The organism is Aestuariibaculum sp. M13 (assembly GCF_024723255.1).
Taxonomy (GTDB): Bacteria; Bacteroidota; Bacteroidia; order Flavobacteriales; family Flavobacteriaceae; genus Aestuariibaculum; species Aestuariibaculum lutulentum.
In genome coordinates, this window is sequence record NZ_JANIAC010000005.1 from 1 (window position 1) to 22,256 (window position 22,256).

Annotated in this window: 18 protein-coding genes, 1 tRNA gene and 1 rRNA gene; 8 read left to right on the forward strand and 12 right to left on the reverse strand. The window is 33.6% G+C overall.

The features are described 5' to 3' along the window. Positions 1-15 precede the first annotated feature (15 nt). A 5S ribosomal RNA gene (gene rrf / locus NO995_RS15385) occupies positions 16-124 on the forward strand. Positions 125-203: 79 nt separating this feature from the next. Beyond that, positions 204-276: transfer RNA gene (locus NO995_RS15390), tRNA-Lys, on the forward strand. A 61-nt stretch (positions 277-337) separates the two neighbouring features. Here NO995_RS15390 and NO995_RS15395 read toward each other — a convergent pair. Both NO995_RS15395 and NO995_RS15400 read right to left on the reverse strand, forming a co-directional pair. Then, positions 338-2,002: a hypothetical protein gene (locus NO995_RS15395; RefSeq protein ID WP_258228279.1), complete on the reverse strand. Its 1,665-nt coding sequence runs from the start codon at positions 2,000-2,002 to the stop codon at positions 338-340. Between the two features lie 378 nt (positions 2,003-2,380). Continuing rightward, the gene (locus NO995_RS15400) at positions 2,381-6,244 is read right to left on the reverse strand and encodes a hybrid sensor histidine kinase/response regulator transcription factor (RefSeq protein ID WP_258228280.1); all 3,864 of its coding nucleotides are present in this window, start codon (positions 6,242-6,244) and stop codon (positions 2,381-2,383) included. 214 nt (positions 6,245-6,458) lie between these two features. On the opposite strand from NO995_RS15400, the gene NO995_RS15405 reads away from it, so the two are divergent. After that, positions 6,459-6,962 carry a DinB family protein gene (locus tag NO995_RS15405; protein ID WP_258228281.1) on the forward strand — a complete coding sequence of 168 codons (504 nt, stop codon included), beginning with the start codon at positions 6,459-6,461 and terminating at the stop codon, positions 6,960-6,962. A 5-nt stretch (positions 6,963-6,967) separates the two neighbouring features. Here the strand turns inward: NO995_RS15405 and NO995_RS15410 are convergent, their stop codons facing one another. From NO995_RS15410 to NO995_RS15445, 8 genes are all read right to left on the reverse strand, one after another. Further along, positions 6,968-7,201, reverse strand: coding sequence for a DUF6095 family protein (locus NO995_RS15410; protein WP_240573446.1), 234 nt, complete (start codon positions 7,199-7,201; stop codon positions 6,968-6,970). Then, entirely contained in the window at positions 7,188-8,009 is an 822-nt protein-coding gene (gene murQ / locus NO995_RS15415; RefSeq protein WP_258228282.1) for an N-acetylmuramic acid 6-phosphate etherase, read from the reverse strand. Before murQ ends, NO995_RS15410 begins: the two co-directional genes overlap by 14 nt. Before the next feature lie 130 nt (positions 8,010-8,139). Further along, positions 8,140-10,350 carry an NADP-dependent isocitrate dehydrogenase gene (locus NO995_RS15420; protein ID WP_258228283.1) on the reverse strand — a complete coding sequence of 737 codons (2,211 nt, stop codon included), beginning with the start codon at positions 10,348-10,350 and terminating at the stop codon, positions 8,140-8,142. 848 nt (positions 10,351-11,198) lie between these two features. Continuing rightward, positions 11,199-11,549 carry a 50S ribosomal protein L19 gene (rplS, locus tag NO995_RS15425; RefSeq protein ID WP_240573440.1) on the reverse strand — a complete coding sequence of 117 codons (351 nt, stop codon included), beginning with the start codon at positions 11,547-11,549 and terminating at the stop codon, positions 11,199-11,201. 227 nt (positions 11,550-11,776) lie between these two features. Then, the gene (gene trmD, locus NO995_RS15430) at positions 11,777-12,454 is read right to left on the reverse strand and encodes a tRNA (guanosine(37)-N1)-methyltransferase TrmD (protein ID WP_258228284.1); all 678 of its coding nucleotides are present in this window, start codon (positions 12,452-12,454) and stop codon (positions 11,777-11,779) included. Between the two features lie 73 nt (positions 12,455-12,527). Further along, a complete protein-coding gene (locus NO995_RS15435; RefSeq protein ID WP_258228285.1) occupies positions 12,528-13,250 on the reverse strand; it encodes an intradiol ring-cleavage dioxygenase in 723 nt (240 codons plus the stop codon). An 11-nt stretch (positions 13,251-13,261) separates the two neighbouring features. After that, positions 13,262-14,512, reverse strand: coding sequence for a hypothetical protein (locus tag NO995_RS15440; protein ID WP_258228286.1), 1,251 nt, complete (start codon positions 14,510-14,512; stop codon positions 13,262-13,264). Further along, positions 14,505-15,818, reverse strand: coding sequence for a DUF4270 domain-containing protein (locus NO995_RS15445; RefSeq protein WP_258228287.1), 1,314 nt, complete (start codon positions 15,816-15,818; stop codon positions 14,505-14,507). The genes NO995_RS15440 and NO995_RS15445 overlap by 8 nt, the downstream gene beginning before the upstream one ends. 264 nt (positions 15,819-16,082) lie before the next feature. Here NO995_RS15445 and NO995_RS15450 point away from each other — a divergent pair, with 264 nt between their 5' ends. The 4 genes from NO995_RS15450 to NO995_RS15465 all read left to right on the forward strand — a co-directional run bounded on the left by NO995_RS15450 (position 16,083) and on the right by NO995_RS15465 (position 19,357). After that, positions 16,083-17,069 carry a kelch repeat-containing protein gene (locus tag NO995_RS15450; protein WP_258228288.1) on the forward strand — a complete coding sequence of 329 codons (987 nt, stop codon included), beginning with the start codon at positions 16,083-16,085 and terminating at the stop codon, positions 17,067-17,069. 121 nt (positions 17,070-17,190) lie between these two features. Further along, on the forward strand, positions 17,191-17,535 hold the full coding sequence (locus NO995_RS15455; protein WP_258228289.1) for a DUF4907 domain-containing protein: 345 nt from the start codon (positions 17,191-17,193) through the stop codon (positions 17,533-17,535). Between the two features lie 4 nt (positions 17,536-17,539). Next, positions 17,540-18,610 carry a sensor histidine kinase gene (locus NO995_RS15460; protein WP_240573426.1) on the forward strand — a complete coding sequence of 357 codons (1,071 nt, stop codon included), beginning with the start codon at positions 17,540-17,542 and terminating at the stop codon, positions 18,608-18,610. A gap of 18 nt (positions 18,611-18,628) precedes the next feature. Then, the gene (locus tag NO995_RS15465; protein ID WP_258228290.1) at positions 18,629-19,357 is read left to right on the forward strand and encodes a LytTR family DNA-binding domain-containing protein; all 729 of its coding nucleotides are present in this window, start codon (positions 18,629-18,631) and stop codon (positions 19,355-19,357) included. A gap of 60 nt (positions 19,358-19,417) precedes the next feature. Here the strand turns inward: NO995_RS15465 and NO995_RS15470 are convergent, their stop codons facing one another. Next, on the reverse strand, positions 19,418-20,020 hold the full coding sequence (locus NO995_RS15470; RefSeq protein WP_240573422.1) for a tRNA (guanine-N1)-methyltransferase: 603 nt from the start codon (positions 20,018-20,020) through the stop codon (positions 19,418-19,420). A gap of 240 nt (positions 20,021-20,260) precedes the next feature. Here NO995_RS15470 and NO995_RS15475 point away from each other — a divergent pair, with 240 nt between their 5' ends. Continuing rightward, positions 20,261-20,653, forward strand: a complete 393-nt coding sequence (locus NO995_RS15475; RefSeq protein ID WP_258228291.1) for a lipocalin family protein — start codon at positions 20,261-20,263, stop codon at positions 20,651-20,653. A 54-nt stretch (positions 20,654-20,707) separates the two neighbouring features. Here NO995_RS15475 and NO995_RS15480 read toward each other — a convergent pair whose 3' ends face one another. Beyond that, positions 20,708-22,156 (reverse strand): glyceraldehyde-3-phosphate dehydrogenase, encoded by a 1,449-nt coding sequence (locus tag NO995_RS15480; protein ID WP_258228292.1) that lies wholly within the window; start codon positions 22,154-22,156, stop codon positions 20,708-20,710. Positions 22,157-22,256 lie beyond the last annotated feature (100 nt).

Here is a 22,256-nt window from a genome sequence, read left to right on the forward strand (position 1 = left end):
CAACAACCTAAAATTTAAGGTGATTATAGCGACGGGGCTCACCTCTTACCATTCCGAACAGAGAAGTTAAGCCCGTTAGCGCCGATGGTACTGCCATTTGTGGGAGAGTAGGTCGTTGCCTTTTTTGATCCTCAGTCTTATAGAATAGACTGAGGATTTTTTATTATATGCCTTGTGTAATGACAGATATGCAAGCTATGAAAGACTAGGTAGCTCAGCTGGTAGAGCATAACACTTTTAATGTTAGGGTCCTGGGTTCGAACCCCAGCCTGGTCACAAAACTTCAAATAACAAAAGCCTTTATCATTATCGATAAAGGCTTTTTTGTTTTAGAGAATTAATTTTTACCAGTAAACATATCTACTACTTGATAATCACTTTTTTTGATTTCTGTTTTTTCTCGTTTTAGTGATTTACCTATAATTGTTGTATTGTTTTTTGATTTCTTTTTGTCTACAAGTTGTATTTCTGTAATGAAACCATCACTAAATTGTTTTAATATTCTGGGATCTATTTCGTAGAGGTCTGAAGACTGTGTTGTATTAAAGCTTAGAAAATTACTTAATTTAACTGGTGCTTCTGTGGTGTGATATACGGTTATAATATATCTGTCGTCCTCCATTTTACTTCCCATACAGTTAAATCCCATTACAGTTTTATTTGGTAAAGCTGTCATTTTATAAGTTGGTTTATTGCTTTCTTTTTTAGTATCTGGTATAGGAAATAATTGAAGTATTGTATTTTCTTGTACTTCAGTTAGCATAATCATTGTCTTTAAGTTTGAGTCAAAAATCATAGTAGATGTACCCATGTCTTTAGATTTATTATCTGTTATTTGGCTAGCTTGATAATTGAGTCCTTGTTTAATTAAAAAGACCATGTTTATTTCTTCTTTTTTATTAGATTCTATGATCATATTTGTTTCGTACTTCCAATCAAACTCATATGAATCGGGTAAATCTTTTACAGTAACTTTATGATTGTTGAGCGTTTGTTGATTGGATTTAACCATACCTTTTGAGTTATTTGTGTTGTAATTATCTTCATATATTTCATTTTTTTCAAATGATTCTCCTCTTACGATATTACCCATTACGCCTTCCATAAGACCTTGGCCGGCCATTTTAACTTCTCTAGCTTCTGGAAGATTTACTTCAACGGCACTGTAGTTGTAGTTTAGTAAGCTTTCTCCAGGAGATCGTGAAGCCATATTTACAGGATTTGTAGACTGATTTACTGTTGATATTTTATTATATATTTCTACAAGTCTGTCCTGGTCATCAAAAAGCACATAACTGCCGTCATAGCCAGGTTCATTTAAGAAGGTGAACTTGGTATAATTTTTTCCATTGAAACTCTGTTTAGACTCTTTAAAATCGCTGTATCTAAAATTTTCAGGTTTATAAATAAAAGCAAATTCTACAATGCCGTTGAATGGGTTTGCCGTCATACCTAAACCTTGTTGTTTTTGAAGCTGTGCCAAAAAAGGTTCAGGAGGGAGTTTATAAGCATCAATTATCATAGTTGGTACCATCATACCTTGACTTTGTAAGGCTATAATAGAACTTTTGGTATATTCCCCATTATTGCTGGTATATATAAAACCTTCACTGTCTATGAATCCGGGTTGCGATTGTTTCGGATTGTCTAATCTTACAGCAATTGTATTTGCGTCGAAATATTGAGTTTGATTAAGATTGCCATTCTCGTGCATTTTTATAATAACATCTTCTTTAAAGAATTTCTTTTTGTCTTTGGTATGTATCGCAAAAGCTTCGTTATTTGATGTTGTCTTTTGTGAATCGCTGTCTGTTTTATTAGATCCAGTGATGCCATCAATGGTATTTTCTGTTTTTTCAGTAACTACTTCATCGGTTTTTTTTAGGACAGTCCGTTCTACGGCCTGTTGAGCTTTTTCTTTTAATTTTTTTAAGAGTTGTGCTTCTGATGAATAGCTCATAAAAAGCATTATACTTAAGAAAAAGGTGAATCTTGATTTCATGATTGAGCGAATTAAAAAAAGAGAATAATTCCAAATTTTATATTTTCATTATTCTCTTTTTACCCTGATTAATAGCTTCTTTATATATTTTTAAGTGTCCTTATCGATTTTTACAGATTTTAAAACCTTGTTGTCAAGCATAATATTAAGTATATATTGTCCCTTATTTAGGTGATCAATACTTAAGTAGATAGTTTGATTATCTTCTTTTTTTATGTCATCAGTTTTGAACATTTGGTTCTTAGGGTAGGGAGATAAATAACTGATTGTATTTTTTGTTGCTTGTTGTAAAATTATAGAAGAAGTAGAAATGGCTATAGCACGTATGTAACAGAAGATATGATAAATGTAACAAGGTATATAAAATGTTAACTTTAACTATTTCGAGCAGTATTCTGAAGGTGTTTGGTTGTGCTTTTCTTTGAAACATTTAATAAAATAAGATGGTGTATTGAAGCCCACCTGATAGGCAATCTCAGAAACTGTTAAGTCTGATGTGGTTAATAGTTTTTCTGCAAGCTTAAGCCGTTCTGATCTAATGAACTCAGTCGTTGTTAATCCGGTTAAGGCTTTTAATTTTCGGTGTAACTGCATGCGACTCATGAGCATTTTTTTGCTAAAATCTTCCGAATTAAATTGACTATCAGTTATATGTTCATTTAAAACCTCCTGAATTTTATTAAAAAATTGTTGATCAACACCGGTTACGGCAATTTCATTCAGCTCAAAATTTTGACTGTAGCGTTGTTGCAGTTTTTGTCTGGATTCAACAAGATTACCGACCTTGATTTTTAGTTTTTCGCTATGAAAAGGTTTTTCAATATAATCATCGGCACCGGTTTTTAGACCTTCAATTTCAAAAGTGGTTCCACTTTTAGCCGTTAATAATACGATTGGAATATGATTGGTACGCTCGTCTTGTTTTAATGTCTTGCATAGAATTACACCATCGGTTTTTGGCATCATGACGTCACTAATAATGATATCTGGAATAATTTTTAAGGCTTTTTTTATGCCTAGTTCGCCATTTTCGGCTTCTTCAATAGTGTAATCGTCTCGAAAAATAGAGTTAAGAAATATTCGAATGTCTTCATCATCTTCTACAATTAACATTAAAGGTTTCTCATTATTTTTTAAATTTTCCGATTGATTTTGTTCTTCTAAATCATCAAAGGTATTAGGAACAGGCTTGTTTGCAATTTCGTTAGCATTAAAGAAGGAACGTGCAATAGGAAGCGTTACTGTAAACTGAATGTCGTCTTCGTTTAATGTATGTGCTACAATATTACCATGTGATAAAACCGTAAGTTCTTTAACCAAAGATAACCCTATACCAACACCATCGGATGTTTTATTATCCTGGTAATAACGCTGAAATAGTTTACTTATATTTTCACTGGATATAGTATTGCCATTATTAACTACTGTTATGATAATTTCTCCTTGCTGTTGACTGACATGGAAAGAAACTATTCCATTTTCAGGAGCATATTTTATAGCATTAGCAAGTAAGTTGGTTACAATTTTTTCAACCACATCCTTATCGAACCAGGCTTCGCGAATTGGAGGAATATTATAAGTGAAGTCTATATTTTTTTCTTCCGCTTTAAATTGAAAGCCTTTTACTAACTGCCTTAAGAATAATCCCAAATTATCCTCACTAACAGATAGCGTTAGGTTTCCCGTTTCTAATTTAGATAAATCGAGTAATTGATTCACAAGGTTTAAAAGACGCTTGGAGTTTCTTTGTACCAGTTTTAATTCATTTTTATCTGTATCAGAAAGTTTGGGGTTATTGAGTTGTTTTTCAACAGGCCCGGTAATTAATGTGAGTGGTGTTCTGAATTCGTGAGAAATGTTGGTGTAAAGTTTGGTTTTAAAACTATCAAGTTGTTTTAAGCGTTCGGTTTCGTCGTGCTCAAATTGCAATTGCATTTTAATATGCCATCGCCATTTTAGATAACTATAGACTAAATAACTTATGATAAGGAACAGTAAAATATATAATATGACAGCCATAGTACTGAAATACCAGGGCTGTTGAATTGTAAAAGTGTAAGTGGCGGGTGTATTGTTCCAAACGCCATCATAATTACAGGAAATTACCTTAAAAGTATATTTGTTTGGGGGAAGATTGGTGTAGTGGGCAGTATTGTTATTGCCAGATGTTATCCAGTTTTCGTCATGATTAACCAGTTGGTATTTATATTGGTTTCGTTTTGGTTGTGAAAAGTGAAGACTTGAAAAGCTAAAGGTTATTGTGTTTTCCTTGTAGTTTAAATTTAAGCTGGATTCTAATTCTCTTGGTTTTGAGAAAACTTCAAACTTTGAGATTATGGTTTTAGGTTTTATGGTGTTAAAAGTAAGTTGTTCGGGATGAAACCAGTTGATACCTTCCAAACCACCAAAATATAACGTGTTATTCTGGTCTCTGTAATATGCACCTGTATTGAATTCTTTGGCTTGTAAACCATCATAAACACTAAAGTTTTCGAAATTTATGTGATTAAATTTACTAATACCATTGTTGGTACTGAGCCATAGATTTTTATTATTATCAGGGAGTATGCCGTAAACGACATCATTGGGTAAACCATTTTGAGTTGTGTAGGTTTCAGTCGTGTTTTTTTCAATATCATAAACCTTAAGTCCATTTCCGTTTGTTCCAATCCATAAGGTGTTATTGTCGTAATAAAGCGATTTAATTTTGTCGTTTATAGTTTCAATTTTATCAATCGTTTCTGTAGAAGTATTTAACTTAAAAAGGCCGTTATCATCTGTTCCAATCCAAATATCGTTATGGTTTCCAGTAACCAAAGCTCTAATATTATTAGTAATTAAATCGGAATTATCAGTATTATATTCCTTTATAATCCCTTTGTTTTTATCGAAAAGGATAACACCATGGCGCTCTGTGCACAACCATGCCTGGAAGTCTGTTGTTTGAATAATTCGCCAAACAGTATGGTTTTTTAACTCAGGAAAATATTTAAAGGTACCATTGGTATCAAGAATATTTAATCCATAGCCTTGATGACCAATCCATAAGTCATTATTAATAAAGCAGGTGCTTATAATTCGATTACTGGCTATATTAGAATTTTCTGTGGTATAGGTTTGATAAGTTTCCTTTTTTAAATCGACAACGGTGAGCCCTTTTCCGGATGTTCCTATCCAAATATTGTTTTGACGATCTGTGGTGATACAGCGTACCATGTCGACATTTACCGATTTAGGAACCTGATTATTGGTTAAAATATTAAACTTTATAAGATGCGCATCGTAATAACTGGCTCCAGTACCATCAGAGCCGAACCAAATGGTTTCTGTGGAGTCTTCGTATAGAGAAAGCATATCATTATAATGAATGGCAAATGGGTTGTTTTTGTTGGCTTTAAAATTTTTAACGGTGTTGGTTTTAAAATCTATTAAATAAACACCGTTACCATATGTAGCAATCCATAACCTGGACTTACTGTCTATTAATAAATCTTCAATATTCAAATTTCCGGGAATATGGTTGTTTTCATATTTAAGGAAGGATTGAGAATCTTTTGGTTTGTAAAATAAACCATTACCAAAAGAACCTAACCAAAAAGTTTCATCCTGTCCTTTTTCAAGGGTACTGTAATTTGTTATTTCTAAATTTTCGACAGGAATGGTTTTATAATCGTTGTTTTTACCAATATGCAAAACAATTCCAGAGCCGGTGGCTACTAGCTTATTATCATCTTCTAAAAAGTGGTAAATGGTTCTGTTTTTATCTTCGTCATGAAGTAATTGAATAGTGTCCTTGGTATGAGCATCAATTTTAAAAACCCCTTTATTGTAGGTTCCTATATATAGATTATACTGTTTATCCTGAAATATGTTACTAACATCAAACTTAAGTTTTATGTGTTTGAAATCGTCAGTTTTAGGCTGATACAATTCTAGTTTTCCCGAATGCGTAATAATCCAAAGTCTATTCTGTTTATCAATATAAACTTTACCAAGTTTGCTGAAAGTAGATCGGGTAATGTCTTCAAACTGTTTATCGTAATGCTTAAAATCTCGTCCGTTATACCTGTTTAATCCATCCTGGGTGGCGAGCCATAAATAGCCAATACTATCCTGGGCTATGCTAATTACACTGTTTTGTGATAATCCGTCATTAATAGTTAAGGTTTTAAAAGAGAATTGTTTTTGAGGTGTAAAGGTGTCTGATTGAACTATGGAAATTTCTTGTGCATATAACGACATGCAACAGTAAATTGCAAAATGCATCCATAAGGTATTTGTAATTATTTTTTTGAAGTAAGCCACCAAACTTATGTAAGAGTTTTATGAAACAAGACTTACACCAATATAATGAATTTTAATAACTTATTTAATTATAGTAGTTTAGATATTAGTGGTTATAGATTAAATATTGTAAGTATTTTTTTAATTGATTAATTTGATTAAATTACAAACTATGAATGGCTTAATAGAATCTACTTTAAAAACTCTTGAAAAAACAGAAATTATTCTGGATAGTTTAACTAATGAACAATTAAGAGACACATCAATACCCCCTTATTTTTCATCTATAGGAACCCATATCAGGCACATATTGGATTTTTATGACTGTATTTTTAATTTGAATACAGATAATAAAATTGATTTAACCGCCCGAAGTAGAAATAAAAAAGTAGAGCAGGACTGTTTAGAAGCTAAAGCGTACCTGAAATTATTGATAAACAATTTAAATACGTTTAACAACCATATAAGTAAAACTGTTTTGGTAACAGATGATTTAGGGCAGGGAAAGATAGAAATCCCCTATACCATAGGGGCATTATTATCGCAGGCCAACAGTCACACCATTCACCATTATGCAATTATAAACTATATTTTAAGCGGATTAGAAATATCTATTACCGATTTAGATTTCGGGTATAACCCAACAACACCTAAACCAGTATCTTTTTCTAAATAAGTATGTTATTTTTTAAACATACTGGACATAATAATTTTAATGCCTTTAAATACCAAAAAGACAGCCATAGCACAAATAAGACTAGCAATAATTAACAAAGGAAGATAAAGGGAGTTTTCCTTGTCTGATAGAGCAAATGTTAATAAAACAGGCCCCATAAAAAGGCTCAATAAAGCAAATACTAATAATTTAATACCTCTGAATAATACTTTTTTATCTGTTCTGTTAGTTTCTTCCATTGTTGTAGTTTTTTATAGCTGTGCGTACGTTTTTATATGTGTTTAATAAAGTTTTGGCTTCGTCTTCAGAAATATTGAGTTCGGCCATAATCATTTTGGTACCCCGGTCAACCAGCTTATTGTTGCTTAATTGCATATCAACCATCTTATTACCTTTAATATGTCCTAATTGAATCATGGTAGAGGTTGTAATCATGTTTAGAACAAGCTTTTGAGCTGTACCTGCTTTCATTCTAGAACTTCCGGTAACGAACTCAGGGCCTACAATTACTTCAATAGGGAATTGAGCAGTTTGCGATAACGGGCTATTGGCATTACAGGTAATACAACCTGTTATAATATTATTTTTGTTACAGGCTTTAAGTGCTGAAATCACATAAGGTGTGGTTCCTGATGCCGCAATGCCCACCACAACATCTTTATCTGAAATAGTATAAGCTTGCAAATCTTCCCAGCCTTGAGTTTGAGAATCTTCAGCGAATTCAACGGCTTTTCTAATAGCTGTATCTCCTCCTGCGATAAGACCAATAACCAAATCGTGAGAAACTCCAAAAGTAGGTGGACATTCCGAGGCATCTAAAATACCTAGTCGCCCGCTGGTTCCGGCTCCAATGTAAAATAATCGGCCACCCTGCTTCAGTTTCTCGACAATTACCGTTACGAGGTTTTCAATTTCAGGAAGGGCATTTTCAACAGCATTAGGTACTGTTTTATCTTCCTTATTAATGTTGCTTAACAGTTCCTCTATACTCATTTTTTCTAAATGATTGTAATTGGAATCCTGTTCGGTTGTTTTAGTAAAACTCATGCACCAAAAATACACTTTTTTTTATTTTAACATTTTAAATTCACTTGTAGTTTCTGTCATTTTCTTAAGTTTAAAGAAATAAAAAAAGCTCCCATTTCTAGGAGCTTTTTTTATAAATGTAATAATTCAATTAAGCTAAAATGCTATTAAGTGTAGCACTTGGTCGCATTACTTGATTCACTAATTCTTCGCTTGGTTCGTAATAACCACCAATACTTACAGGTTTCCCTTGAATATCGGTTAGCTCCTTAATAATTTCTACTTCGTTTTCGGCTAATTGTTTAGCAATTGGCTCGAATTCAGCTTTTAAATCAGCATCTTTTGTTTGTTTTGCTAATTCTTGAGCCCAATACATAGCTAAGTAGAAGTGACTACCTCTGTTGTCTAATTCACCAGCACTTCTTGATGGTCCTTTTTTGTTTTCTAATAAAGAACTTGTTGCGTCATCTAAAGTTTCACTTAAAACTTTAGCTTTTGCGTTATTGTTAACTTCGCTAAAGTGCTCTAAAGAAACTGCAAGTGCTAAGAACTCTCCTAAAGAATCCCAACGTAAGTGGTTTTCTTCTAATAACTGTTGTACGTGTTTAGGAGCCGATCCACCAGCTCCTGTTTCAAATAAGCCACCACCATTCATTAAAGGAACAATAGATAACATTTTTGCACTGGTACCAACTTCTAAAATCGGGAATAAATCGGTTAAGTAATCACGTAATACGTTCCCTGAAACAGAAATGGTATCTAAACCGTCTTTAAGTCTTTGGCAAGTGAATTTTGTAGCTTCAACTGGTGATAAGATTCTTAAATCTAATCCGGTTGTATCGTAATCTTTTAAGTAGGTATTTACTTTTTTGATTAACTCAGCGTCGTGAGCTCTGTTTTGGTCTAACCAGAATACTGCAGGAGTTTCTGAGGCTTTAGCTCTAGTAACCGCTAATTTTACCCAGTCCTGAATAGGAGCATCTTTAGTTTGACACATTCTCCAGATATCACCCTCTTCAACCGTGTGCTCTAATAAAGTATTTCCGTTCGCATCAATAACAGATACTTTTCCGTTAGATGCGATTTCGAATGTTTTATCGTGTGATCCGTATTCTTCAGCTTTTTGAGCCATTAAACCAACGTTAGGAACAGTTCCCATAGTGGTTGGATCGAAAGCACCGTTTTCTTTACAGAAATCGATAGTTGCAGCATAAACACCTGCATAGCTACTATCTGGAATTACTGCTTTAGTATCTTGTAATTTACCTTCAGCATTCCACATTTGCCCAGATGTACGAATCATGGCAGGCATAGACGCATCGATAATAACATCACTTGGTACGTGTAAGTTAGTAATGCCTTTATCACTGTTTACCATAGCTAAAGCTGGTCCGTTAGCAAAAACAGCGTCGATATCAGCTTGAATTTCGTTACGTTTTGCTTCTGGTAACTCTTGTAATTTTTCAACTAAGTTTCCAAAACCACTATTTACGTCAACACCAATTTGCTCTAAAGTTTCTCCATGCTTAGCGAATACATCTTTAAAGAAGATTTTTACAGCGTAACCAAAAATAATAGGGTCACTAACTTTCATCATGGTTGCTTTCATATGTAATGAAAACAATACATTGTTAGCTTTAGCATCGGCTACTTGGTTTTCAAAAAAGCTGATTAAAGCTTTTTTATTCATTACAGTAGCATCAATAATTTCACCTTTTTGAATAGCGAAGCTATCTTTTAATACTGTTTCAGTACCATTATCGTCTGTATGAACAATTTTAATAGTTGTTGCTTCCGGTAAGGTTAATGATTTTTCGTTGTGAGCGAAATCACCAGATTCCATAGTTGCTACATGCGTTTTAGAATCTTTTGTCCAGGCACCCATAGAGTGTGGATTGTTTTTTGCGTAGTTTTTAACGGCCTTAGGAGCACGTCTGTCTGAGTTACCTTCACGTAATACTGGGTTTACAGCACTACCTTTAATTTTGTCGTAACGTGACTTTATATCTTTTTCAGCATCGTTTGCTGGCTCATCAGGGTAGTTAGGAATAGCAAACCCCTGAGCTTGTAATTCTTTTATAGCGGCTTTTAACTGCGGAATAGAAGCACTGATATTAGGTAATTTAATAATGTTTGCTTCTGGCTTCTTTGCTAATTCACCTAGTAGTGCTAAATCATCTGAAACTCTTTGATCTTCGTTTAAAAAGTCAGGGAAAACAGCTAAGATTCTAGCCGCTAAAGAAATATCTTTAGTTTCGATATTAATTCCTGAAGATTTAACGAAAGCTTTAACAATAGGTAAGAATGAACGCGTAGCTAAAGCTGGAGCTTCATCAGTTTTTGTATAAATTATATTAGACATTACTTGAGTGATTTTTTTAAATTTTACTTAGTTTAATGAATTAGAAAAAACTTAGGTATTTTTTTCGAGTTGCGAATATACAAAAATAGATGATTATTTATGATTAATCGTTTAAACTAAAAGGGTTCCAAGAGGAAGTTTTTAGAGAACCTTAAAAAAGAAGGAAAGCACTACGAATTTTTTAAAGAAAAGGGCAGGTAACTAAAAAAACAAAAGCCATATCACTGCAGAACTTAATCTACTCTGACATGGCTTTCTTAAAATAGCAGGACTTAATCAATTAGATTTCGCTAAATCAGTTCAAATTTTCATTAAACCTTTACAATTCAAGTGTTGCTATTTTAAATGAAACATTTCATGTAATTTTCAAAATGTATTGACCTATTACTAAATGTTCCGAAAAATTGTTTTTCTTGATGCATTTACTTTTTACTATTCGCTACTAACGATAAGCTTTTATAAAGCATTGTCTTGTAACAAACGCATGATTGGTTTAGAATCGTGGTTTTGTTTAGACTTTCAATTATTCAGTGTCTATTTATTTCTAAATAGTCTTTTATAATCTCATGGTTTCTTGGTACATGCTTACACATGATACGGTAAAAACCTCAAAAAACAATTAAAAATGTGAACGTTATCTTATTTAGTTTATAACGTACAACAGGTGTTTCGCAAAGCAACCTGTTGATTTATTATTAACTTATGCTAATATACATCAAAAAATAAAGAATTGCAATTTTTTTAACCATTTAATTATCAACTTATTATAAACACAAGTTGTGAACAATTGTTAATAAAAAAAGCCTTGATATAAATCAAGGCTTTTCGATGCTTTTAAAGGCGACAGATTAGTGTCTACGCTCTTTAATTCTAGCTTTTTTACCAGTAAGTCCTCTAAAGTAGAAAATTCTAGCTCTACGAACTTTACCACGTTTATTAACTTCAATTTTTTGTAATGCTGGTAAGTTAATAGGGAAGATACGCTCTACACCTACAGTTCCAGACATTTTTCTAATTGTAAAAGTTTCAGATGCACCTGAACCTCTTCTTTGAATAACAACACCTCTAAAGAACTGAGTACGTGTTTTGTTACCCTCTTTAATTTCGTAATACACAGTAATTGTGTCTCCAGCTCCAAACTCTGGAAAGTCTTTTTTTGCTACAAATTCGTCTTGTACAAATTTTACTAAAGATTCCATATCTTTATTTTTTAAATAGTTAATTCAGAACAACATACACGATTTTCGCCAGAGGTTAACCCGAAACAGGGTGCAAAGATAATTAAAAAGTTATAAGTTAAAAGTATAAATTTAAAAGTTTTATGCTTTTTTAGGGTGTTACCCTGCGCTTAGGCTACGGGTTAGGCTATACGCTATATCTTTTGCGTTGCAAAAGGATGTCACTGCTATCCTTAACACAAAATAAATTATTCATCCAGTAAATCGGGACGTCGTTCTTTGGTTCTTTGGTAAGCCTGGTCTTCACGCCATTTTTCAATTTCAGGAAGATTACCACTAAATAAAAGTTCGGGAACTTTCCAACCTTTGTATTCTCGAGGCTTGGTATAAATAGGAGGCGCTAACAGATTATCCTGAAAAGAATCGGTTAGGGCAGAGGTTTCATTTCCTAAAACACCAGGTATTAAACGAATAACAGCATCGCATAAAACAGCAGCACCTAACTCTCCGCCAGACAACACATAATCACCAATAGAGATTTCACGTGTTATAAAATGATCTCGTACTCGTTGGTCTACACCTTTGTAATGTCCGCAAAGAATAATAATGTTTTCTTTCAATGACAACTGATTGGCAATACCTTGTTTTAAGGTTTCACCATCGGGCGTCATATAAATAATTTCGTCGTAATCGCGTTCTGCTTTTAATGCCGAAATACATTTGTCGATAGGTTCAATCATCATTACCATACCTGCACCACCACCAAACTGGTAATCGTCTATACTTTTATAATTATCGGTCGCAAAATCACGTAAATTATGAAAGTGAACTTCAACCAAATTAGCTTCGATAGCACGTTTTAGAATTGAGGCTTCAAACGGACTTCTTAATAATTCAGGTAAAACAGTTATAATATCTATGCGCATGATGTTTTTTTAAGAAGTGCAAAGATAATTGAATTAAAGTATTTTCTGCATGTCTTTCACGACGAGATTATAATTATACCACAATTGTTTTAGTTAAGGTATAACCATTGGTTGTATCTCCTGTTACGGAATCTGCCATGTTATCCTCTAAACTATCGGAAAACACATTATCGTTTTCATTAAGCATATTGGCTGTTCCTTTATACGCACTCGTACTGTAAACCGTGTCGCAAATCGATTTAGGGAAGGCAATTTGGGTCACACGAATAGAACTTCCGTTAGTTTTTAAAACTTCAATGTGAATATGCGGCGCTCTACCATTGTACCAGCCCGGAAAAATACTAATAAAAGATACTTGTCCGTTGCTGTCGGTGGTTTGACGACCTCTTAAAAAGTGCACATTGGTATAGTTTGTCGATTGCATACCGGTTCCACCATATTCTGAGTAGTTGCCGTCGGCATCACAATGCCAAAGATCAACATAAACACCTGCTAAAGGAGCACAATCTTCACTTTGATCCTGAACGGTTATATTAATAAGCATGGCAACTCCATCGCGATCGCCTACAATATTTTCTCTTACCAAATCGGCAGGGGTTTTAATAGGGAAAGGTCCTGCAGTTTCACTTGGGGATAAGATGCAATCTCCAGAACCTGAAGAGTTGCTTCCGTCTGTAGCGTTATCATCGGTAGCATCAATACTATCCTCTTTTGTGCAAGAGTTCATTGCCGTAGGTAAGGCGACAATTGTGCCCAAGCCTAACAATCCGTTTTTAAGAAATTTTTTTCTGTCCATAATATTCAAGTTTAATAAAATTTACTTTTTTGAAACCATATACCTTCCAAACTTAAATTGATTGAAAGTAAATGGTAATGCTCTTTAATGAGTCCGTTGGTTATTTGTCCTTTACTGCCATAGGTGTATCCAATATTTAACATAGAGCTTGTTCCATTATTAAACGGTATTCCTAAGCCAAAATTGAAGGTTGAATTTTTTATACGATAATCATTAACTTCCAGATTTCCGTTAGAGAATTTATAACCTGCACGGTATTCCATGTTTTTAAAGAACTTTCCAGGTTTTTTGTCTGCGGCATACTCTAAACCAAAACCAAATACATCCTGATCGACATAATTCCCTAATTGATCACTTTGGTTGGTTTCGCTCCATAAACTCTTCTTATAGTCCACGTTAAGATTCAGATACTTTTTGAAAGTTGTTTTTAATCCCAAAGCATATTCTAAAGGCAATTTAAAAGCATCAATATCTTTTTCGTAGGTTTCACTTAAATCGGTGTTTCCATCGGCATCATATAAGTTAACCGTACTTTCTTTGCTTCCGTTTAGACTAACTGGTAAATTTACTGTAGCTCCAAATGCCAATGTTTTTAAAAAATCATATTGTAAGCCTGCTCCTAAACGAAACCCGGAATAGTTACTAACATCTTCAATAATTAGACTGTTAGCGGGTAAATAATCGGTTTCGGTTTGTTCTATTTTTCCAAATAAAGCCGATCCGGTAATACCTAATCTGAAATTATTTGTAATGGAATATCCATAATTCAATTTCAAGTCATTAATACCACCATTACCTGTTATATCGGTTAAAAAATAACCATTTTCGCTACCTTCAATATTCGATTTGATATTTGAAATGGTATAGCCTACACTGGTTAGCGGAATTAATGTAACTCCAAAACCTGAGTGTTTTGTAACCGGAAAAGCAAAAGCAATGTTTGAAAAATTAGCTATGATGTTTGAATTGCTGCTGCCACCTTCGGCAAGCGTATTGGTTTCAGCCTTAAGTCCGAAATCGAAGAAAAAGGAATTTAAAGGAACAGCTCCAAAAGAGGCCGGATTAGAACTGTTTATAAAGGTATTTGAAGGCATGGCAATGGCAAGCCCGTCTAAACCATTAACTTTACCAGTACTCACCTCATTACTTACTCCTAAACCGTATAACGAGTAGGGGGAACTTGATAGCGAGTTGGTTTGTGCTATTACCTTACTCGATAAGATTACAGTTGCTGTTATTATTAAAACTATATATTTATTCATCGTAGCTTGCATAGGTTATTTCGAGTTTCGATTTTAAATTATCGGTGCTGTTATTACCATAGAAAACATATCGGTTTACAGACTGAGTGAAATCTTTTGGATACACAGCTAAAAACAAGTTGTCACTGTTGTTATTGGTTAATTTTAGGTTTAAAAAGTACTTAACAGGAATGTTATAGGTCGTGATGTTGAATTCGGTATCTTCATCGATAATGGTTCCTAAAACGGTAGCTCCCTGGCTATCGGTTAAGGTGCTTATTAAATTTGCTTTTTTATCAATAATGTAAACCGAAAGAGAATCTGTGGTATACAGGTTTTTCGTGTTTGAATTCTGTTTTATTGACAATTTAATATTGGCATTGGCAATCGCCCCTGTGCCGGGAATATCGTAAAGGGTTTCAAGATTTGGAATGTCAATACGGGTGGCAATACCTGTTCCTCCCTGCGTAAAAGTATTTTCGTTGGTTTTTGAACTTTCTAAATAGGTTGTTTGACTCGTTAGATTTTCAAAAGCGGTTCCCGTTTTATTACTGGATACATTGTGAAAACTATTTGTAGAATTGAAGGTTAAATCGAAAGCGCTTTCATCGGCATCAAGCTCATCGTCAACGGTGTAGTACACACGAACTACGCTTGATTTTAAAAATCCTAACATTGCAGAATTGTTAATGTCGGCATTTATAAGTATCCCTTTATAAGCTTGTTGAAAGTCGTCGGAATTATTGATCGTATTATTTAAAATCTGATTGAATAACTCCTTTCCGAAATTGTCACTTATTCTAATATGTAATGAATCTTCTTTTTTAGGTTTTGCAATAAACGTTTTCGTTCCTAAAATTGTAGAATCAATTTTAAAGGTTGAAGTGTTATAATAGCTTTCTGCATCTTCCTGATATTCGATGTCTTCAGTTACTTTATAAATGTTAAAGGTTTGTTCAGGAATGGTATCGTTATAGAAATAGTCGTCGTATTTTAAAATAACAGCAATAGAATCGTAAACAGCATCGCTGTCCAGGCTGTATTCGGTATTATCTAATTGTATGTAGCTTTTGCTTTTTACTGTGCCAAAAACAGGATCGTTGTAAGCGCCAACCAAAAGCCTTTCGGTTCCAGAAACAATGATAGAGTCAAATTTAAATGTACTGGTATTTAAAGTAAGCGTGTCGATAAAATAAACATTAGTATCAAGGTTTATCCAGTCTTCACCTACAGGGAAATTTTCTTCATCCTTACTGCAGGCAGCAACACAAAAACACAATAAAATAATTGTGAGTATAGGAAGTGTAAAAGTTTGTTTGATTGTCATATTAAATTAGAATTTAAGCGAACATATATAATAGATGAAGGCGGGTAAAAAATGTTATACCAAATAAGCTGATGTCTAGGCAAACACTAAAATTTTATCTATTAATCTTGATTCCCCTTGTTCGTAGCAAAAAAAACCGTGTTGGTATAGACTATTTATGGGAATAGCGATTAAGTTTTTAGTTGTGAGATGTTAAAAATAGTTTTGAGGAGATTTTGAAAGCAGAATAACAATTCAATCTATAAACAACTCAAAAAATTGATTATGAAAAACAATACAACAGTTCTATTAGCCATGTTAATCTTGTCGTTTTCTTTTACAGGATGTTCTGGAGATGATGATAGTGAAGACCGTGGAAACTGGCAGGAGCGTTCGGTGTTCGATGGCACTCCACGAAGTAATGCCATAAGCTTTACCATTGACGATTTAGGCTATATGGGAACTGGATATGATGGTGACGATTATTTAAACGATTTCTGGCAGTATAATATAGAAGGAAACTATTGGGTGCAAAAAGCCGATTTTCCAGGAGCAGGAAGAAGCTCGGCATCTGGATTTGCTATAGATGATAAAGGCTATGTAGGTGTTGGTTATGATGGTAATGACGAATTGGGCGATTTTTGGGAATACAACCCGACCACGAATGCCTGGACACAGAAAGCTGATTTTGGTGGAGGTGTAAGACGTGCAGCCGTAGAGTTTGGAGTAAATGGAAAAGGTTATATAGGAACCGGAAACGATGGAGATAATGATAAAAAGGATTTCTGGAAATATGACCCAACAACCGATACCTGGTCTGAACTTGTTGGTTTTGGAGGAGAAAAACGTATCGATGCAACATCGTTTATTATAGATAATAAGGTGTATTTAGGAACCGGAATAAGCAACGGACAGTATAAAGTAGATTTCTGGCAATTTGATCCGGAAACTGAAGTCTGGACAAGAATGAATGACCTTGATGAAGAAGATGATTATGTTATTGTTCGTTCCAATGCAGTAGGGTTTAGTTTAGATGGCCTGGGGTATATTGCAACAGGGTACTACGGAGGAGCGCTTGGTACCATATGGGAATACGACCCCATTGCCGATGTTTGGGAAAATATAACATCTATAGAAGCTACAGTGCGTCAGGATGCGGTAGCATTTTCAAATGGAAGTAGAGGTTTTGTGTTGATGGGACGTACCGGAAGCTTGTATTTAGACGACGTTTACGAAGTCTATCCGCAAATGGATTACGACGATGAAGATTAACAAGTAATATAAAAGGGATTAATTTGATTATTTGATTTAGTAGTTTTGATTGACACCCCAAAGCATCTCAAACTATTGTTTATAATAGGAAGTATGCTTTGGGTTTTTTATGCCTGATAAAATGAAATTTAAAATAAAATACATTATAGTTTTGGTTTTAGTAATAAGCACATTATTGTGTGGATTTATAATGTTTAAAACCATAACTAATAAACCAATTCCTGAATTTGAAACGCAAGTGTATCAGGTGAAAAATGGATATGGCTATAGTATTCAATATCATCAAAAAACCTTAATAAAACAGGACTTTATACCGGTTATTCAAAAGAATCAATCATTTTGCAATTATGAAGACGCTCAAAAAGTTGCTACATTGGTGGTAGAGAAATTAGTAAAAAAGCAAAACCCAAGAATATCACTTCAAGAGTTAAAAGATCTTAATATTCAAATAAATTGCATAAACTAGCATTATGGAACAAACAGCGTTTATAGAAAGCCGTAATTACAAACAAATATTGATTCATGCTTCAATTTGGGCAATTTTTCTGGTATTCAATTTAATGCAGCCGCATATAGAAATGGAGCAATTAATTAAGCGGGTTATGTTTATTGTATGTGGTAATATGATGCTGTTTTATTTGAATTATTTTTATCTGGTTCCAGAATTTCTACTTAAAAAGAAAACCTTTTGGTATGTATTAATTATACTGGTTTTAGTAGTTGTACTTACTTATTTGTTTAATTTGTTTAGCCCGGAATTCAGGCCTCAGGAGAATTTTAAACCGTTAGAAGAAGGATTTAAAAACCCGCCGCCGTTTCCGGATAAGAAACCTGATGGATTTTTTCATATTCGAATGCTTGGACCTTTTGTGTTTAATATTTTGCTGGTGGTAACTGGCACTGCGCTTCGTGTGTATGGTGAATGGAACAAAAATGAAAGAAAGAAACAGGAGATTGAAGTTCAAAAATCATCGACGGAATTACACTTCTTAAAACATCAGTTAAATCCACATTTTTTATTCAATTCTTTAAACAGTATATATTCATTAACCACGCAAAAATCGAATGATGCGCCAGAGGCTGTTATAACTTTGTCCGAACTTATGCGATATATGCTTTATGAAACAAACAACGATTTCGTGCCGTTAAGTAAGGAATTGGAGTATATTCAGAATTACTTAAAGCTTCAGCGTTTACGCATTGCTAAAAATGAAAATGTTACTTTAAATATTCGTGGTAATGAAGCCAATCAAAAAATTCGTCCGTTGTTACTTATTTCATTCATAGAAAACGCTTTTAAATACGGCACAGATTTTAAAGGCAATACAGAGGTGAAAATTGAAATTAATATTAATGAAGACGAGTTGCATTTTAAATGTGTAAATTTAATTGGTAGAACAAAAGTAGATCGGAATCATTCAGGAATAGGATTAAAAAATACCAGAGAACGGTTAGATTTGCTTTACCCTGGAAAACATAATTTAGAAGTTGAAGACACTGGTGAACATTTTACTGTAGATTTAACTTTGAAGTTAAGCTAATTAAAACGGAAAGCGTACATGAAATGTGTAATTATAGACGATGAACCTTTAGCGGTCGATGTTATTGAGTCTTATGTAAAGCAAATTGCAGGCTTAGAGATTGTTGCAAAATGTACCAATCCCTTAGAAGCAATTACTTTAATAAACAGACAACATGTCGATTTGGTGTTTTTAGATATTGAAATGCCAAACCTTACAGGAATTGATTTAGTGAAAACGCTGGATAGTATTCCTCAGTTTATATTTACCACCGCTTATCCGCAGTATGCCTTGGACGGTTTTAACTTAAATGCGACCGATTATCTGGTGAAGCCTATACCGTTTCATAGGTTTTTAAAAGCTGTTTTACGAGCTAAGGAGAAGTACGAATTGGAGCAGGTAAGTACCTTGAGAGTTGAAAAGCCTTCAACTGAATCTGTATCGACAGTTGAAAATGATTTTATTTTTGTAAAATCGGAGTATGAAAATATTAAGATTAACACTGAAAGTATAAAGTACATCCAAGGGCTTAAAGACTATATCAAAATATATACTTCAGAATCTGATAAAGCCATTTTAACCTTATCGAGTTTTAAGGATATTTTAGATAAATTACCGGCAAAACATTTTATTAGGGTACATCGCTCGTATGCGGTAAATATCAATTTTATTAAAGCACTACAAAAAACCAAACTGGTTATAGAGAAAGTACAAATACCTATTGGAGAAACCTATAAGGATGAGGTTTTAAAACGATTGGGTGTTTAAGAAAACAACAAAAAAAGCCGGAGTGTAAACTCCGGCTTTTTTTGTTGTTTTTATAAAGAATTAAATCTTTTTGTGTTTGTTGATTTCATCCTGAAGCTGACGTCTTACTTTTTGCTCACGCTCTAAGGCAACTTTTCTGTGTTCTTCAAATTCCTCTTCTATTTCAGAAAGAGCTTTTCTGGCTTCAGTGGTAATAATATTACTATTTTTAAATTTATAAATAAATACCACTAATAACACTAATAGCCCACCGATAATAGACCACATAAGTACATTGTAACTGCCTTTACTCATTTGTATACCAAATAAAGACATGCTATCTTTTTCTAAATTGGTTTCATTAAGAGTGTTTTGAGTTTCAGAAAGGCTGGCTTTTAAATTGTCTATTTCTTTTGCTTGAGTATTAACAACAGCTTTGGTGTCGTTAAGATTTTTTTGAATAGCATTAAGAGAATCCAGAGTATGTGCTTTTAAAGTGTAAAGCCAAGTTTTTTTAATTACTTTATAGTCTTGGTAATTATTGGAACGCTGAATAGCATATTCAAATTGGTTATCAATGGTACCGCTGTTTAAAGATAATTTGTCTTCGTCATTCTCAGTTTGCGCAAATAAAGTCGCAGTAAATAAAAAGCTAAAAACAGCTAAATACTTGATTTTGTTCATTTTAAAGTAATTTTTGAATATTGGGTTACTAAATTATAAAATATTGTTTACTGTTAAAGGTAAAATTGCCAAAAAGCCTCACGAGGTGAGGCTTTTTGTAATATACGTTAATAAATATAATTTAGATGTTTTGACTACTAATAATAGTTATAGTGTCTTATTTTAGTTTAATGAGTAGTTAAGTTAATTATTGTTTTGTAAGTAAATTTTGTTTCTTTGTTACAATTTAAAAACCTACTTATGAAAAATACATTCTTTTTATTTGTTGTATTCCTTATACTTTTTAATTCTTGTTCGAGTGATGATACAAAGGATAGAATAATTGGTAATTGGCAAGTCATCGAAATATATTCTAATGGAGAAAAAGCCGAACAACTGGGTTGTTCAGAGTATACTTATTTAATAATCAATTACGATTTTACTACAACAGGAGATTTTAAAAATTATGAAACAACACCTGAAATTTGCAACAGTACAGGTTTTGAATTAAATAAATGGAGAAAGGCAGGAAATCAATATGAACTGATTGATGGAGTTGAAGATGTCGTTGAATACACTGCATTTTTTCAAGGTGAAAATTTGGTTATTGAAAATTTATCGAAAACAATAAAATGGTTTTACATACCATACTAACAAAAAAGCCTCACTATAGTGAGGCTTTTTTGTTAGTCATAGGTTTAATTTCAACTAATAATAAGTATACCTTCTTACTTTCGCTATGTATTTTGCAAGTCTAATAACTTGATGACTGTATCCATATTCGTTATCGTACCATACATAAAGCACGGCATTTTTTCCATCAGAGCGAACAATAGTGGCTTTGCTGTCGAAAATAGATGGAGCGGAACACCCCACAATATCGCTTGAAACAAGCTCGTCGCTTAATTCGTATTTTATCTGTTCAACCAAATCGCCTTCTAAAGCAAATTTCTTTAGGGTGGCGTTCATCTGTTCAACAGAAGTTTTATTTTTTAATTCAAGATTTAAAATGGCTAACGAACCATTTGGAACAGGAACACGAATGGCGTTCGATGTTAATTTACCTTCTAATTCAGGCAAAGCTTTGGCAACAGCGCTTCCTGCACCAGTTTCAGTAATAACCATATTCAATGCCGCTGCGCGACCACGACGGTATTTGTTATGGTAGTTGTCGACTAAATTCTGGTCGTTAGTATAAGCATGAATGGTTTCAAGGTGACCATGTTTAATGCCATAAGTATCTTCAATTACCTTTAAAACAGGTGTAATGGCATTGGTAGTACAAGATGCTGCAGAGAAAATATCAACTTTACTTGGGTCGTAATCTAAATGATTAACACCGTGAACAATATTTGGAACACCTTTTCCTGGAGCGGTTAATAATACTTTAGATACACCTCTCGATTTTAAATGTCTGCTTAAAGCTTCTTCATCTCTAAAAGCACCGGTATTATCAATCACTAAAGCGTTGTTAATGCCGTATTTAGTGTAGTCAATTTCTTCAGGTGTATTAGCTGAAATAATATTTACAGTTGTTCCGTTAATGCTTAGCGCATTGTTAGCTGCATCAACCGATACGGTTCCTGAAAATTCACCATGTACAGAATCGTTACGTAAAAGGGCAGCTCTTTTTTCTAGAACCTGAGCATCAATTGATCCACGAGTTACAATGGCTCTTAATCTTAACTGACTACCTTTTCCTGTACGAGCCAGAATTTCACGAGCTACCAAACGACCAATTCTTCCAAACCCGTAAAGAATGACATCTTTAGGAAGCAGCGAACCATTTTTGTTGGCATCCTTTAGTTTATCGGCAATAAAACTGCTGGCGTTGTTGTACTTGGTGTCTTCTAAATGATATTCATAGGTTAGTTTACCTATGTCTAATTTAGCAGGGGCAATGTCAAGCGATTTAATGGCTTGTGCAATTTCAACAGAATCGAAAATAGAGATTGGTTTTTGAACAAATTTACCTGCGTATTCGTGCAGATTTAAAATTTGACTAACGTTTCTGTCGATTAGTTGGTTGCGAAAAAGAACAAGTTCTATAGACTTGTCGTACCATAAATCGCTTACAATTTTAATGAATTCTACGGTGGCTCTTCTACGATCTGCTTGAAAGGCTAATTCCTTTTCATAGTTTTTGTTAAAAGACATCTTTGAGATAGTTTAGTTTTTATAAATGTTTCGGCAAAAGTATCATATTTCAAACGTTTTCGTAAGCTATTTTAACAAAAAAATAACCTCTTAAAAAAAG

Excerpts from the sequence above, each read along its gene's own strand:
- NO995_RS15395 (WP_258228279.1), bottom strand. The coding sequence starts at position 2,002 with ATGAAATCAAGATTCACCTTTTTCTTAAGTATAATGCTTTTTATGAGC.
- NO995_RS15400 (WP_258228280.1), bottom strand. The coding sequence starts at position 6,244 with ATGTCGTTATATGCACAAGAAATTTCCATAGTTCAATCAGACACCTTT.
- NO995_RS15405 (WP_258228281.1), top strand. The coding sequence starts at position 6,459 with ATGAATGGCTTAATAGAATCTACTTTAAAAACTCTTGAAAAAACAGAA.
- NO995_RS15410 (WP_240573446.1), bottom strand. The coding sequence starts at position 7,201 with ATGGAAGAAACTAACAGAACAGATAAAAAAGTATTATTCAGAGGTATT.
- murQ (WP_258228282.1), bottom strand. The coding sequence starts at position 8,009 with ATGAGTTTTACTAAAACAACCGAACAGGATTCCAATTACAATCATTTA.
- NO995_RS15420 (WP_258228283.1), bottom strand. The coding sequence starts at position 10,350 with ATGTCTAATATAATTTATACAAAAACTGATGAAGCTCCAGCTTTAGCT.
- rplS (WP_240573440.1), bottom strand. The coding sequence starts at position 11,549 with ATGGAATCTTTAGTAAAATTTGTACAAGACGAATTTGTAGCAAAAAAA.
- trmD (WP_258228284.1), bottom strand. The coding sequence starts at position 12,454 with ATGCGCATAGATATTATAACTGTTTTACCTGAATTATTAAGAAGTCCG.
- NO995_RS15435 (WP_258228285.1), bottom strand. The coding sequence starts at position 13,250 with ATGGACAGAAAAAAATTTCTTAAAAACGGATTGTTAGGCTTGGGCACA.
- NO995_RS15440 (WP_258228286.1), bottom strand. The coding sequence starts at position 14,512 with ATGAATAAATATATAGTTTTAATAATAACAGCAACTGTAATCTTATCG.
- NO995_RS15445 (WP_258228287.1), bottom strand. The coding sequence starts at position 15,818 with ATGACAATCAAACAAACTTTTACACTTCCTATACTCACAATTATTTTA.
- NO995_RS15450 (WP_258228288.1), top strand. The coding sequence starts at position 16,083 with ATGAAAAACAATACAACAGTTCTATTAGCCATGTTAATCTTGTCGTTT.
- NO995_RS15455 (WP_258228289.1), top strand. The coding sequence starts at position 17,191 with ATGAAATTTAAAATAAAATACATTATAGTTTTGGTTTTAGTAATAAGC.
- NO995_RS15460 (WP_240573426.1), top strand. The coding sequence starts at position 17,540 with ATGGAACAAACAGCGTTTATAGAAAGCCGTAATTACAAACAAATATTG.
- NO995_RS15465 (WP_258228290.1), top strand. The coding sequence starts at position 18,629 with ATGAAATGTGTAATTATAGACGATGAACCTTTAGCGGTCGATGTTATT.
- NO995_RS15470 (WP_240573422.1), bottom strand. The coding sequence starts at position 20,020 with ATGAACAAAATCAAGTATTTAGCTGTTTTTAGCTTTTTATTTACTGCG.
- NO995_RS15475 (WP_258228291.1), top strand. The coding sequence starts at position 20,261 with ATGAAAAATACATTCTTTTTATTTGTTGTATTCCTTATACTTTTTAAT.
- NO995_RS15480 (WP_258228292.1), bottom strand. The coding sequence starts at position 22,156 with ATGTCTTTTAACAAAAACTATGAAAAGGAATTAGCCTTTCAAGCAGAT.